15 protein-coding genes, 1 other RNA gene and 2 pseudogenes are annotated in these 12406 nt (G+C 62.4%); 9 read left to right on the top strand and 9 right to left on the bottom strand.

Annotated features, from left to right (window positions below; translation table 11 throughout):
* Positions 1-6: 6 nt before the first annotated feature.
* Positions 7-312: pseudogene (locus NKH16_RS21610) on the bottom strand (MarR family winged helix-turn-helix transcriptional regulator); the annotation flags it as partial.
* A gap of 86 nt (positions 313-398) precedes the next feature.
* Here NKH16_RS21610 and NKH16_RS21605 point away from each other — a divergent pair.
* On the top strand, positions 399-722 hold the full coding sequence (locus NKH16_RS21605; protein ID WP_352742418.1) for a hypothetical protein: 324 nt from the start codon (positions 399-401) through the stop codon (positions 720-722).
* Here the strand turns inward: NKH16_RS21605 and NKH16_RS21600 are convergent.
* From NKH16_RS21600 to NKH16_RS21585, 4 genes are all read right to left on the bottom strand, one after another.
* Positions 686-907, bottom strand: coding sequence for a ribbon-helix-helix domain-containing protein (locus NKH16_RS21600; protein WP_352539555.1), 222 nt, complete (start codon positions 905-907; stop codon positions 686-688). The genes NKH16_RS21605 and NKH16_RS21600 overlap by 37 nt on opposite strands.
* A gap of 20 nt (positions 908-927) precedes the next feature.
* Entirely contained in the window at positions 928-1131 is a 204-nt protein-coding gene (locus NKH16_RS21595) for a DUF4169 family protein (protein ID WP_352705129.1), read from the bottom strand.
* Positions 1132-1149: 18 nt separating this feature from the next.
* On the bottom strand, positions 1150-1686 hold the full coding sequence (locus tag NKH16_RS21590; RefSeq protein WP_023676707.1) for an SspB family protein: 537 nt from the start codon (positions 1684-1686) through the stop codon (positions 1150-1152).
* A 134-nt stretch (positions 1687-1820) separates the two neighbouring features.
* Positions 1821-2510: a TetR/AcrR family transcriptional regulator gene (locus NKH16_RS21585; protein ID WP_352450076.1), complete on the bottom strand. Its 690-nt coding sequence runs from the start codon at positions 2508-2510 to the stop codon at positions 1821-1823.
* Between the two features lie 167 nt (positions 2511-2677).
* Here NKH16_RS21585 and NKH16_RS21580 point away from each other — a divergent pair, with 167 nt between their 5' ends.
* Both NKH16_RS21580 and NKH16_RS21575 read left to right on the top strand, forming a co-directional pair.
* A complete protein-coding gene (locus tag NKH16_RS21580; RefSeq protein ID WP_352742416.1) occupies positions 2678-3883 on the top strand; it encodes a multidrug effflux MFS transporter in 1206 nt (401 codons plus the stop codon).
* A gap of 101 nt (positions 3884-3984) precedes the next feature.
* Positions 3985-4799, top strand: a pseudogene (locus NKH16_RS21575) (LysR family transcriptional regulator); the annotation flags it as partial.
* 72 nt (positions 4800-4871) lie between these two features.
* Here NKH16_RS21575 and NKH16_RS21570 read toward each other — a convergent pair.
* From NKH16_RS21570 to ssrA, 3 genes are all read right to left on the bottom strand, one after another.
* On the bottom strand, positions 4872-5612 hold the full coding sequence (locus NKH16_RS21570; RefSeq protein WP_352901699.1) for an SDR family oxidoreductase: 741 nt from the start codon (positions 5610-5612) through the stop codon (positions 4872-4874).
* Positions 5613-5784: 172 nt separating this feature from the next.
* A complete protein-coding gene (locus tag NKH16_RS21565; RefSeq protein ID WP_352901696.1) occupies positions 5785-6324 on the bottom strand; it encodes an AAA family ATPase in 540 nt (179 codons plus the stop codon).
* Positions 6325-6437: 113 nt separating this feature from the next.
* Positions 6438-6793: a transfer-messenger RNA gene (gene ssrA / locus NKH16_RS21560) on the bottom strand.
* A gap of 163 nt (positions 6794-6956) precedes the next feature.
* Here ssrA and NKH16_RS21555 point away from each other — a divergent pair.
* The 6 genes from NKH16_RS21555 to NKH16_RS21530 all read left to right on the top strand — a co-directional run bounded on the left by NKH16_RS21555 (position 6957) and on the right by NKH16_RS21530 (position 11506).
* Entirely contained in the window at positions 6957-7268 is a 312-nt protein-coding gene (locus NKH16_RS21555; protein ID WP_352705123.1) for a DUF2853 family protein, read from the top strand.
* A gap of 113 nt (positions 7269-7381) precedes the next feature.
* Positions 7382-8176 (top strand): thymidylate synthase, encoded by a 795-nt coding sequence (locus NKH16_RS21550; RefSeq protein ID WP_023676701.1) that lies wholly within the window; start codon positions 7382-7384, stop codon positions 8174-8176.
* A 286-nt stretch (positions 8177-8462) separates the two neighbouring features.
* Complete coding sequence (gene modA / locus NKH16_RS21545) at positions 8463-9254, top strand: molybdate ABC transporter substrate-binding protein (protein ID WP_352742411.1); 792 nt, start codon at positions 8463-8465, stop codon at positions 9252-9254.
* Between the two features lie 15 nt (positions 9255-9269).
* Positions 9270-9974, top strand: a complete 705-nt coding sequence (gene modB / locus NKH16_RS21540; RefSeq protein WP_023676699.1) for a molybdate ABC transporter permease subunit — start codon at positions 9270-9272, stop codon at positions 9972-9974.
* Entirely contained in the window at positions 9971-11083 is a 1113-nt protein-coding gene (gene modC / locus NKH16_RS21535; protein ID WP_352742409.1) for a molybdenum ABC transporter ATP-binding protein, read from the top strand. The genes modB and modC overlap by 4 nt, the downstream gene beginning before the upstream one ends.
* A gap of 81 nt (positions 11084-11164) precedes the next feature.
* Positions 11165-11506: a winged helix-turn-helix domain-containing protein gene (locus tag NKH16_RS21530; RefSeq protein ID WP_023676697.1), complete on the top strand. Its 342-nt coding sequence runs from the start codon at positions 11165-11167 to the stop codon at positions 11504-11506.
* Positions 11507-11539: 33 nt separating this feature from the next.
* On the opposite strand, the gene cobF is transcribed toward NKH16_RS21530, so the two are convergent.
* Positions 11540-12313, bottom strand: a complete 774-nt coding sequence (cobF, locus tag NKH16_RS21525) for a precorrin-6A synthase (deacetylating) (protein ID WP_352450071.1) — start codon at positions 12311-12313, stop codon at positions 11540-11542.
* Between the last annotated feature and the right edge of the window lie 93 nt (positions 12314-12406).

The following is a 12406-nucleotide window of genomic DNA, read 5'->3' as shown; positions in this document are numbered from 1 at the left end:
CATCCCTTATGTGTCGCGTCCAGCAAGCAAGCGCTTCAGCATCGGCTCGATCCGCCCGAGTTCGTCGAGATGAGCGGCTGACAGATCGGCGAGACTGTCGTCGGCGCGCTCGGTCAGCCGCAGCAGCACGCGGCGGTGGTCCTCCTCGTCGTGGTCCTTCGCGACCAGCCCGGCTTCGCAAAGACGGTTGACCAATTCCACTGCGCTGTGATGGCGGATGCGCAGGCGCTCCGCGAGGTCGCCAATGGTCACCGGCCCTCCGCCGGGGAACCCTTTGATTGCAAGCAGGGCCTGATGCTGGCGTGGTGTCACCAACATCGCTCGTGCCCGCCATCCTCGGTGGCACGGCCGGCGACCCATCCGCAAGTCGGCACGCCGCCAGAAAGCAAGGTCTGCAAATGAAGTCCGATCACGCCAACCCCGGCCATCTGCGCGATTTTACCACCGATGCCTGGGTGCTGCTCATTGCCGGCATAGCGGTGGTGGTTGCGACGGCGGGGTTGTTTGCCGGCATTGCCCTCTTGAAGCTGATCCGGCTTGCCACGAACATCGCCTATTTTGGCCAGTTCACGCTCGCCGACCTGAAACTGCAGGATACGCTGCTTGGCAGGCCGAAGAACGCGACCGCTCGGCTTTGCTGGGCTTCCGTATCCGGCGCAGGAAACAGGATAGCGTTGCCTGAAGGCTACAACTTGCTGCGCTTGGCCCAATCCAGCACATAGAGCCGGAGCGCCGAGGAGAGATTGGCATCCCGCGGGCGGCTCTCGTCGATTTCGGCGACAAGGGCGGCGAGCGTCAGTTTTCGCACGGCCGCGATGGCGACCAGGTCGTCGTAAAAAGGCTTTTCGAGCGAATAGCTGGTGCGGTGGCCGCGAATGGTGACCGAGCGCTTTTCCACCGGGCTCACGAGACGATCCTACTCACACTTCAAGCATCGGATTTGTCCGAATCGCCCGAATTTTCGCGGCGATGGCCGGCGACGAATTTATCGGCCTTGTCGGCGATCAGGCGGTCGCGATCCCGGCTGGGTTTGGAACGGCCATGCAGCGCCCGGTTCTGTTCGGCCAGGCGCTCCTTCTCGGCTCGAGCCTTCTGCTTGCGTGCCTGACGGAGATTGACGATCTCGGTCATGTCACGCCGCCCGTCGGGTCACTTCTTGCGGAAGGCGTCAAGCGACACCACGTCGGCGCCCTTGGCGCCGGCGTCGGCCGCGGCAGGCTTCTTTTCCGCCTCGGCGGTTTTCTTCTTCGTCTCGGGCTTTTTCTCGGCGACGATGGCCAGCGGTTCGGGAGCAGGCTTGGCCTTTGTCTCCTGTTCCGCCGGGGTATCGGTCTTGACGTCGAATTCGAGCTCGAAGTTGACGGACGGGTCGTAAAAGCCGCGTACGGCCGAGAACGGGATTTCCAGTTTCTCCGGCACGTCGGAAAACGACAGCCCGACCTCAAAGCCGGTGTCGCTCACCTTCAGGTCCCAATACTGGAACTGGATGACGATGGTCATCTGTTCGGGATAGCGCTCGCGCAGCCGCGACGACACGCGCACGCCCGGCGCGCCGGTGAGAAAGGTGATGAAGAAATGATGGTTGCCCGGGAGACCGGTGCGCGCGACTTCGGCCAGGACCTTGCGCATGACGCCGCGCAACGCCTCCTGGGCCAGAATGTCGTAGCGGATGTGGTCGTCGGCCATGTGGCTGTCGGGTTCCGTTGAATCGTCCTGATAGCTGTAATCAAGCTTGAGCGCGGCGTAAACCGGATATAGATCGCCGGCGTGCGGAAGCGAAGCCCATTGGCGACGATTTGATCGTCAAACGGCTTTGATCGTCAAGCGCTGGCGAGCGCGCCCTGTTTGCTCGCCCGGGCCACAGGCTGCCGCTTGCCGAAGGCGCGCAGGAAGGTGCGCACGCCATTTGTCGCCGATTGCACCACCTCGTCCTCGGTCGGTGTGCCGCCGAGCATGAATGTCGTCTGCAACTCGGCATTGGCAAGCGCCATGAACTGGCGCGCTGCGACATCGGGATCGTCGATGTCAAGGAAGCCGGCATGAGCGAGGCGGGCGAAGCGGGCGGCGATCGCCGGCCATGTCCTGCCCGGTCCTTCTTCGCGCCATTCGGCGAACAACTCGGGATAGCGCCCGCCCTCGGTCTGGATCAGCTTGCGCAGGAATTTGCCGTCGCGGTTGCAGATGCAGTTGTGGTTCATCCGCACAGCAAAGGCGATGAGGTCGGCCTCGAGATCCTTCGGCTGATCGGGAAAAGTGGAAATCGTGGCAAAGATGCCGGCATTGCAACGTTCGGTGAGGTCGCGGACGATGGCAACGAAGAGTTTTTCCTTGTCGCCGTGATGATTGTAGATGGTCTGGCGGGAGACGCCGGCCTCGGCGGCAATCATGTCGATATTGGCACCGGCAAAGCTTTCGCGGCAGAAGACCGAGGCGGCGGCATCGACAATCGACATCCGCTTGGCCTCATGGCCCCGCGGCGGGAAAATGTCAGGAGAAACGTTGGCCTTCATGCAAAACTATATAGAGGTGGTTGACGAATTAGACAAGCCTGTCTAAATTTGTGGACTGCACGAAGGGGGTTTCGTTCCGCAGAAGAGTCGGAACTCCACGGGATGGAACGTCCTAGGGTTACGCGCCGGTCCGCGGCGGCAACCAGAATTCGAAAGAGCCTGCTATCATGAACGCCAAATTCCTCCGCATTGCGGTCGTGCTCGGCCTATTGTCCGCGATCGGCCCGTTTGCCATCGACATGTATCTTCCGGCCCTGCCTTCAATCGGTGAGGATCTGCATGCTGGCACTGCCGCGGTGCAGATGAGCCTGCTGATTTTCTTTCTTTCCATGGGCTTCGGCCAGATCGTCGTCGGACCGATCTCCGACGTGGTCGGCCGCAAGCTGCCACTCTACGGCGGTCTGGCGCTGTTCATGGTCGGCGGCGTCGGCTCGGCGCTGGCTCCCTCGATCGAATGGCTGATCGCCTTCCGCTTCCTGCAAGGGCTCGGCGCCAGCGCCGGCATGGCCGTGCCGCGCGCGATCGTGCGCGATCTGCATACCGGCACCGAGGCCGCCAAGCTGATGTCGCTGCTGATGCTGGTGTTTTCGGTGTCGCCGATCCTGGCGCCGCTGACCGGTAGCCAGATCATCGAGAACTTCGGCTGGCGCGCCGTGTTCTGGACGGTGACGGGCGCGGCCGTGCTCGCCACCATCCTGCTGGCGACCTCACTCAAGGAGACGCGGCCGGTCGAAGAGCGCGCCGGTTCGTCCTTCCGGACGGCACTTTCCGGCTACCGCTTCCTGATGGGCGACCGCAACTTCCTTGGCCTGACGGCCATCGCCGGCTTCGGCATTGCGAGCTTCTTCGTCTATCTGTCGAGCTCGTCCTTCATCCTGATCGATCATTACGGGCTGTCGCCTTCAGTCTACAGCGTGTTCTTCTCGATCAATGCGGTTGCCTTTATCGGCATGTCGCAGCTGACCGGGTTGCTGTCGGAGCGGTTCGGGCTGCAGCGCGTGGTGCGTGTCGCGGTCACCGGCTATGCGACGACGATGGTGGTGCTGTTCGCGGTGATGGCATCGGGTGTCGACCGGCTCGACGTGATGGCGGCGCTGCTGTTCATCGGCTACGGCTTTCTCGGCCTGGTCATCCCGACGACGTCGGTGCTGGCCATGGAAGAGCATGGCGAGATCGCCGGTACCGCGTCGGCGCTGATGGGCACGCTGCACTTCGCCATCGGCGCGGTCGCCATGGGCGTCGCCGGCGTGTTTTTCGACGGCACGCCGCTGCCGATGGTGGCGGGCATCACGCTCTGCGCGGCGATCTCCTTCACACTGGCCAAAATAACGCTCGGCCGCAGCCGGGACGTCGCGGAGGCGCCGGCGGAGTAAACTTCGCCTATCGAGACAAAAAGGCCGGGCGATGTTCCCGGCCTTTTCATGTTTGCGGTCCCGGTTCAAAGCAGCCTATGCCTATATGACGGGTTCAGGACATGCAGCTTCGACATCTCAAAACCTTCGTGGCGGTCGCCACCACCTTGAATATCACGCGCGCTTCCGAGCGGGTTCATCTTGCCCAATCGAGCGTGACCGAACAGATCCAGGCGCTGGAAAGCGATCTAGGCACGTCGCTGTTCGACAGATCACGGCGTGGCTTGAAGCTGACGGCGGCGGGACAACGCCTGCTGGACTACGCAAACGATCTCCTCGACCTCGCGGACGAAGCCCGTTCCGCAGTCGCCGACGCGAGCGGCACGGTTGCCGGTCGCCTGACTGTCGGCGGCCTGGAGACGCTTTGCTCGACACGCTTGCCAGCTCTGCTGGCGGAATTCCATCGGCGCCATCCGGATGTGGAACTGAACCTCAGGGCGGACGATAGCAGTGGGTTGCGTGCCGGCGTGACAAGCGGGGCGCTGGAAGTATCTTTCCATTTCGGAGCCGTCCCAGTGGCGGCGCCGGAGCTGCGAAGCGAGCAAGTGGCAGTAGAAGAGCTCGTCACCATATGCCGGCAAATCACCGGTTGGCCGGATATTCTGCCATAACGCCCGACGATCTGGCTGACGAGGCCTTCCTCGTGACCCAGCCCGGTTGCGTCTATAGGCGGATGTTCGACGAAACGTTTGCCGCAACGTTGCCTGACCGTCCAAAACTCGTCGGCGAGTTCGCCAGCATGGGCGCGATACGGAGCCTTGTTGAAGGCGGTCTTGGATGCGCGCTGGTCCCGCGTCTCGTGGCTTCCGCGGCTGACGCCAATATCGTCGTGCTGCCCTGGGTCGGAAGCAGCCCGGTGACGCCGGTCACCATGGTATGGCGCCACCGGCGCATTCAAGCGCCGGTGCTGCGGCTGTTCCTTGCAATGGTCCGCGAAATCTGGCCATCGCTAGACCAGCCGCTGGCCACCATCGACATGAAGCACGGTTCCGGTGATGAAGCCGTTGTGCATGAGGGACGTGATGGCTTGGGCAATGTCGGCTGCCTGGCCGATCCGGCCGACGAGCAGACGCTTTGCCATGGCCTCCAGCGCAGCCATCTTTCCGCTGCCGACGACGGCATCCCAAATCGGCGTGTCGACCCAGCCCGGCGAGACGACGTTGACGCGGATCGGCGCCAGTTCGACGGCAAGCGCGTAGGCGAGTGAGCCAAGTGCCCCATTAACGGCTGCCACCACCGCGCCTTTCGCCGCCGGACGATAGGCGGCGATGCCCGAGGTCAGCGTGATTGATCCCCCGGGCGTCAGACGAGGCGCGCCATGTTTGGCAAGAAGAAGCGGCCCGATGGCTTTGGAATCCATCACTTTCCGCGCCACCGAGATGTCCATCTCGGGAAGCAACACATAGACGCCCGTAACGTCGGCGGCGGTCGAGACGATGTGGTCGAGCGTGCCGACATCCTGGAACAGGCGCTGGACCTCGTCCTCGCTTGTGACGTCGGCTGCGATCGTCCTCAGCCTTTCGGGGTGAGGCACGCGCTGCCGTGCGGCCGACAATCGGTCCTCGGAGCGGCCGACGATCGTAACCTCGGCGCCGGCGGCAAGCTGCTGTTCGGCCAGCGACAGCCCCATGCCGGAACTGCCGCCAACGATCAGGATGCGTTCGGGTGCTGGTGTGGTTTCCTGGTTCATCTTATCTCCATCAGATAGCTCGCCGGGGCCTGACCGATATGCGGCGAGAAACTGAGGCCTTGTCCCGCAAGGCATGAGAGAAGGGAAACGGGAAGAAACGAATGCTGCCATCGGAGGTTCCGATGATGGGAGGCCCTTGGACTTTCGCAAAACCGTCGCTTGCGGTGCTTCGCTACGACGCTGTCTCGGAGAGGACGAACCGCAGCCGCGTTTCGACGGGCGCCAAGGGCAGCGGCACCAGCTCGTAGCCTAGTTCCGTGTAAACGGCGACGAGTGCGTGAAAGGTGCGTTCAGCCTCGTCCATCGTTTGCTTGCGTTCGTTGTCCTGCCGAAAGATTTCCGGCCATGGCGGCGCGACGAAGACGCGCCTGGCATAGCGGAAGCGTCGGGCGGCATTCGTGGCGTGATCGGGAACCGGCACCCCGGTCAGGCGCAGATAGCCAAGAGTGTCCGGCACGCCGCGATCGAAGAAGACCAGACCGGATTGCTCGCCCGCGATCCGGTAGGAGCGCAACTCCCAAGACAGCATCAACTCGGCGAACAGAGCCGCCAGGGCAGGCTTGGCGCCTATCGCCCAATTCGTCGTGATGATGCTGCGCCCGGCTTCGCCCGAGGTTGCGAGGCCTGCCACCTTAAGAGCCTCGATCAACGTTGTCTTGCCTGGGCCCGGACCGCCGGTCAGCACGAAAAACCGATTGGAATCGTTTAGCATTTCTGATCCATGGATTGGATGGGGGAAGTATGAAGACAGGGGTTTTTTGGACCCGTCAGGGCGCATGAAAGCCCGGCCGGCGGGGCCCGCTTCTGCATATGTCGAGAGGGAGAAATGGAGGTTTCTGTTGCCAGGTACCTCCGAACCCCGCCTAGAAGTGCGAACCACTAGGGCTTGAATTGAAGCTATCGCACCGCTTACGCGGCGAGACGTGCTTCCGCATAGTTGTCGTTGGCAACTATAAGTTTAGCCCGATAACGGTGGTACAATGCCGGGCAAAAGTACGATCTTTACACCTTCGTCGATCCTATTTCGCCCCCAGCAAAAGCCGCTCTTGAGCAGCGGTTTTTGGTGGAGGCGCCGGGTACCGCCCCCGGGTCCGAACGGCTTATTTCATCGCCTGTTTATCGCCATAGTCGGTCGAGCCGACGAAGCGAATATAGGGACTGGCGGTGGAAAATGAAAGGCCGGAATACCACTTTCGTCCGTGCCAAAGTGGATCATCAAGGGGTTGACTTGCAGCCGGTCTCAACCGAAGCTTTGTGGCGGTGAGGAGACCTAGCGCATTATTTGCGGCAGCGCGCCACAATCCTCACTGACCGGATCCCGTGGCGCCGACGAGGGGAAATTCGATGGCCGATTATCTCGCAGACGTAAAGAAGTATGATGCGGCGGCCGATGCCGACGCGGTCGCCAAGATCGTCAAGCATCTGGGCATCGCGCTCAGGAACCGCGATTCCTCGCTGGTGTCCTGCACCGACCCGGAGGAACTGAAGCGTGTCAGGAACAGCTGGGTCGCCGGCAAGCTCGGCGTCACCGACGGTGCCAAGGCGGATGGGGCTATCGAAAAGACCTGCAAGGCTATGGCGGCCGACAACAGCAAGAGCCGGGTGACATTCTATTACCTCGTCGCCAAGGATCTGGGCATGCTCGGCTCGCTCTGAGCAACCTCGCCGCCGGTGCTGGTGAGGCTTCTGCTGGAATCGTCTCGCTTTGCTGTGTTCGGCCGACGGTCATTCGGCTATGATGGCTGACAACCCGAATCGGACCGGAGCCGATGCGCCAGTATCTCGACCTTCTGAAGCATGTGCTGGAAAACGGCGCCGATCGCGGCGACCGCACCGGCACCGGAACGCGCTCGGTATTCGGCTACCAGATGCGCTTCGACCTGGCCCGCGGCTTTCCGGTCACCACCACCAAGAAGCTGCACCTGAAGTCGATTATCCACGAGCTTTTATGGTTCCTGGCCGGCGACACCAACATCAAATATCTCAACGATCACGGCGTCTCGATCTGGGATGAGTGGGCCGACGAGAACGGCGATCTCGGCCCGGTCTATGGCAAACAATGGCGGTCGTGGCCGGACGGCCATGGCGGCGCCATCGACCAGATTGCGAATCTTCTGAAGGAAATACGCAAAAATCCTAATTCGCGGCGGCTGATCGTTTCGGCGTGGAACCCGGCCGAGGTGGAGGCCATGGCGTTGCCGCCCTGCCATTGCCTGTTCCAGTTTTATGTTTCTGAAGGCAAGCTTTCCTGCCAGCTCTATCAGCGGTCGGGCGATATCTTTCTCGGTGTGCCGTTCAACATCGCTTCCTATGCGTTGCTGACGCTGATGGTGGCGCAGGTGACCGGATTGAAACCCGGCGATTTCATCCACACGCTCGGCGACGCGCATCTTTACTCGAACCATTTCGAGCAGGCGCGCGAACAATTGCGGCGCACGCCCAAGGCGTTGCCGACGCTGTGGATCAATCCCGAGGTGAAGGATCTCTTTGCCTTCCGCTTCGAGGATTTCCGGCTCGAGAACTATTTCGCCGACGCGACGATCAAGGCGCCGATCGCGGTCTAGCACCATAGCCGACCGTGCATATCGACATTGCCTACTGCGGCTGCGCCCTCGGGCCTTGTCAGCATCCATCTTGATTGGCCGACGTCGACTTGACGGGCAATCCCTGGTCGCTGATTTTCATGTGAATATTTCCTTCGGCTTCGACGCCGCTGTATCCAACGACGATTATCGCAGGCCGGGAAAACCTCGGTTCAGAATGCCGTCGCCGGTAAAGAGCCTTTCCTTGTTATGTTCGCACGGATATATCGATGGACGGCTTCGGGCGATCCGGGACGAGGAGAGTTTCATGCTGGCGCGCAAAGGTTCGACGACGATTGCCATCGCGGGTCTCGCCGCCATGCTGATGGCCGCGGTGCCGGCGGCCCATGCCGATGACAAGGTGGTCGTGTTTGCCGCGGCGAGCCTGAAGGATGGGCTCGATGCCGTCAACAAGGCCTGCGAGGCCGATGTCGGCGAGGCGGCGACCATTTCCTACGCGGCGAGCTCGGCGCTGGCCAGGCAAATTGAAAGCGGCGCGCCAGCAGACCTGTTCATCTCGGCCGATCTCGACTGGATGAAATATCTTGCCGACAGGAAGCTGACCAAGCCCGAAACCCAAGTGAAACTGCTCGGTAACCAGATCGTGCTGGTTGCGCCGCGGGATTCCAAGGTCGAGACCAGGATCGAAAAGGGTTTCGATCTTGCCGGGCTGGTCGGTGACGGCAAACTTGCCATGGGCGATGTCAAAGCTGTGCCGGCAGGCAAATACGGCAAGGCAGCCCTCGAATCGCTCGGTGCCTGGTCTTCGGTCGAAGGCAAGGTGGCGCAGGCCGAGAATGTCCGCGCCGCTCTAAAACTGGTATCGACCGGCGAGGCAGCACTCGGCATCGTCTACGCCACGGATGCGCATGCGGAGCCTGGCGTGAAGGTGGTCGGCACTTTCCCCGCGGGTACCCATCCGCCGATCATCTATCCAGTCGCCCAGCTTGCGGATTCGAAGAGCAGAACTACCTCGGCATTCCTGAAATGCCTGCAATCCGCCAAGGCTGGCGAACTCTTCAAGGCGCAAGGTTTTACAATCCTCGCGCCGAGCAACTGACGTACGGCACCGCACATGAACTGGCTGCTGGATCTCGCTCCCGACGAATGGAATGCGGTCCGGCTGTCGATCAAGGTGGCGACCGTGGCGATGATTGCCAGCCTGCCGCCGGGCATTCTGATCGCTCTTGTGCTTGCCCGCGGCCAGTTCTGGGGCAAGACGCTGCTCAATGGCCTGGTGCATCTGCCGCTGATCCTGCCGCCGGTGGTGACCGGCTATTTGCTGCTTTTGACTTTCGGCAAGCGTGGTCCGGCCGGCGCTTTCCTGGCCGAACATTTCGGCATCGTTTTTTCCTTCCGCTGGACTGGCGCCGCGCTCGCCTGCGGCGTGATGGGCTTTCCGCTGATGGTGCGGGCCATCCGGCTGTCGATCGAGGCCGTCGACCGCAAAATCGAGGCGGCCGCCGGCACGCTCGGCGCCAATCCGCTATGGGTATTTGGCACGATCACGCTGCCGCTGATCCTGCCCGGGCTGATCGCCGGTGCGATCCTCTCCTTCGCCAAGGCGATGGGCGAATTCGGCGCGACGATCACCTTTGTCTCCAACATTCCGAACGAGACGCAGACGCTACCGTCGGCGATCTACACTTTCACGCAGGTTCCCGGCGGCGACGCCGGCGCGCTCAGGCTGACGCTGATCTCGATCGTCATCTCGATGGCGGCACTTGTTGCCTCGGAAGTGCTGGCGCGGCGCGTCGGCCGGCGGATGGACATCGAATGACGGTTCAGGTCGACATCAGCCACCGGCTTGGCGGTTTCACCGTCAATGCCCGCTTCGAAAGCGCCGGGCGGCTGACTGCGCTGTTCGGGCCTTCCGGCTCCGGAAAGACGACGCTAATCAATTTGATTGCCGGGCTGATCCGCCCCGACAAAGGTCGTATCGCGGCCGAGGGCCGCGTGCTGGTCGATAGCGATGCCGGTCTGTTCGTGCCGAAGCACAAACGGCGGATCGGCATGGTGTTCCAGGATGCGCGGCTGTTTCCGCATATGAGCGTGGCGAGCAATCTGCGCTATGGCCGCTGGTTCACGCCGGCTGCTGAGCGTTACGCGGATATCAATGGCGTGGTCGAACTGCTCGGGATCGGCCATTTGCTCGACCGGCGGCCGGCAAAGCTCTCTGGTGGCGAGAAGCAGCGTGTGGCAATCGGCAGGGCGCTGCTTGCCAGTCCGAAATTGCTGCTGATGGACGAGCCGCTGGCTTCGCTCGACGAGGGGCGCAAGGCCGAGATCTTGCCTTACATCGAGCGGCTGCGCGACGAGACGAAAATCCCGATCGTCTATGTCAGCCACTCGATCGCCGAAGTGGCGCGGCTGGCGAGCGACGTCGTGGTGCTGATGCAAGGAAAGGTCGCCGCTTCCGGTCCGACCGGAGCGATCATGCAGCGTCTGGATCTATTGCCGGCCGAAGAGCGCGGCGAGGGCGGTGCCGTGCTGGATACCGCGGTTCTGGGCCACGACGAAGCCTTTGGCATGACGGTGCTAGGCTCATTGGCGGGCGAGATCCGGGTGCCGCTTCTGGCAACGCCAGTCGGTGCGCCGGTGCGCGTCCGCATCCGTGCCCGCGACGTGATGATCGCCACCGAGCAGCCGGTTGGCCTCAGCGCGCTCAACATATTGCCGGGCACGATCGTGGCGATAGAGCCGGGCGAAGGGCCTACGGTCGAGATTGGCCTCGACTGCAATGGCGCAACCGTGCTTGCCCGCATCACCGAACAGTCGCGGCAGACACTGGGGCTTCGGCTTGGTCGACAGGTCTTCGCCGTGGTCAAGACGGTGAGCTTCGACCAGGCGAATACCGGCGCCGGCCTGCCCGCCGAGGCGGATGAGTGAACGGCCGATGATTCGCTATATCGTTTTGGAATAGCGGTATCGCTGCAGAACCTGTAGAATGGCGTGACCGCGGAGGAGCAAATGCCGTCGCTGAGTTTGCGGATAAATCTCGATCCAGATGGCCGCATCGGACCGGGCAAGATCGAGCTTCTGGAACAGATCGCCGCCTTCGGCTCGATTTCGGCCGCGGCGCGCGGCATGGAGATGTCCTACAAGCACGCCTGGGACCTAGTCGAGGACATGAACCGGGTGTTCGGCAAGCCGCTGGTTGCGGCACAGACGGGCGGCAAAAAAGGCGGTGGCGCCCAGTTGACGTCGGTCGGGCTTGCTGTGGTCAGCCGCTTCCGCGCGATCGAGCGGGCTGCGTCTTCAGCAGCGGCGGCGCATATGGAGGCGCTGCAGGCCGAGATCGACGCAGCGTGACGCCGGCGGAATTCATGCCGCGTGTGATCCCTGTTACTTCTTAGGCTCGCCCGGCTTGCGCAGCAGATAGGTGTCCATGATCCAGCCTTTTTTCCGGCGGGCCTGCTCACGGGTGCTCACGATCTTGTCGCCGACGTCGCCAATCCGGCCCGAGATGACGATCTCGTCGGGCGTCCCGAGATAGGCGCCCCAGTGGACGGTGACGTCGTTGTCGTCCAGCGTGTTGAAGGCGCATTTGCCGTCCAGCATGACGATGGTGCTGCCGGCGTTTTCGGGCAGACCTTCCTCGGCGAGCCGGCGGCCGGTGGTGATCAAAATGGCGTCGCCGATCCGGTTCAATGCCATTTTGTGGCTGGCTGCGAGTGCCTGGATGGCGGTGATGCCAGGGATGACCTCCAACTCGAACGCTATATTGCCTCTGAGGCGCACGCGCTCGAGGATGCGCAGCGCACTGTCGTAGAGCGACGGATCGCCCCAGATCAGGAAGGCGCCGCAGCCATCTTCAGGGAGTTCGTCGCGGATCAGGCCTTCGTAGATCGCGGCGATCGCCTCGTGCCAGTCGTCGACGGTCGAGCGGTAGGAAGGCGCCGGCTCGGCGCGCACCGGCACGTCGAATTCGACACGGCGCGAGTTCGGATTAATGACGAAGCGGTCGCAGATCTGGCGGCGCAATTCGGCGAGATCGTTCTTCTTGGCGCCCTTGTCAGGAATGAACAGCACGTCGGCCCGATTGAGACCGTTAATGGCCTGGACTGTCATGTGTTCCGGATTGCCGGCGCCGATGCCGATGACGAGAAGCTTGCGCATGGGCGAACTCCTGCCCGATCGGGACCGGCGTGTCCAGACCGACACGACATGCCGGCAGGCGCCGGCGCATTTGCCGAAAGGCTTTGAAACGCC

Origin of the sequence: Mesorhizobium sp. M1307, from assembly GCF_040318155.1 — a bacterium.
Taxonomy (GTDB): domain Bacteria; phylum Pseudomonadota; class Alphaproteobacteria; order Rhizobiales; family Rhizobiaceae; genus Mesorhizobium.
The sequence above is the reverse complement of the archived record's forward strand: the minus strand, read 5'-3'. Positions and strand labels throughout refer to the sequence as shown.

What these genes read in the sequence shown, in the direction of transcription:
- NKH16_RS21605 (WP_352742418.1), top strand. Translation starts at nt 399, where the DNA reads ATGAAGTCCGATCACGCCAACCCCGGCCATCTGCGCGATTTTACCACC.
- NKH16_RS21595 (WP_352705129.1), bottom strand. Translation starts at nt 1,131, where the DNA reads ATGACCGAGATCGTCAATCTCCGTCAGGCACGCAAGCAGAAGGCTCGA.
- NKH16_RS21590 (WP_023676707.1), bottom strand. Translation starts at nt 1,686, where the DNA reads ATGGCCGACGACCACATCCGCTACGACATTCTGGCCCAGGAGGCGTTG.
- NKH16_RS21585 (WP_352450076.1), bottom strand. Translation starts at nt 2,510, where the DNA reads ATGAAGGCCAACGTTTCTCCTGACATTTTCCCGCCGCGGGGCCATGAG.
- NKH16_RS21580 (WP_352742416.1), top strand. Translation starts at nt 2,678, where the DNA reads ATGAACGCCAAATTCCTCCGCATTGCGGTCGTGCTCGGCCTATTGTCC.
- NKH16_RS21570 (WP_352901699.1), bottom strand. Translation starts at nt 5,612, where the DNA reads ATGAACCAGGAAACCACACCAGCACCCGAACGCATCCTGATCGTTGGC.
- NKH16_RS21565 (WP_352901696.1), bottom strand. Translation starts at nt 6,324, where the DNA reads ATGCTAAACGATTCCAATCGGTTTTTCGTGCTGACCGGCGGTCCGGGC.
- NKH16_RS21555 (WP_352705123.1), top strand. Translation starts at nt 6,957, where the DNA reads ATGGCCGATTATCTCGCAGACGTAAAGAAGTATGATGCGGCGGCCGAT.
- NKH16_RS21550 (WP_023676701.1), top strand. Translation starts at nt 7,382, where the DNA reads ATGCGCCAGTATCTCGACCTTCTGAAGCATGTGCTGGAAAACGGCGCC.
- modA (WP_352742411.1), top strand. Translation starts at nt 8,463, where the DNA reads ATGCTGGCGCGCAAAGGTTCGACGACGATTGCCATCGCGGGTCTCGCC.
- modB (WP_023676699.1), top strand. Translation starts at nt 9,270, where the DNA reads ATGAACTGGCTGCTGGATCTCGCTCCCGACGAATGGAATGCGGTCCGG.
- modC (WP_352742409.1), top strand. Translation starts at nt 9,971, where the DNA reads ATGACGGTTCAGGTCGACATCAGCCACCGGCTTGGCGGTTTCACCGTC.
- NKH16_RS21530 (WP_023676697.1), top strand. Translation starts at nt 11,165, where the DNA reads ATGCCGTCGCTGAGTTTGCGGATAAATCTCGATCCAGATGGCCGCATC.
- cobF (WP_352450071.1), bottom strand. Translation starts at nt 12,313, where the DNA reads ATGCGCAAGCTTCTCGTCATCGGCATCGGCGCCGGCAATCCGGAACAC.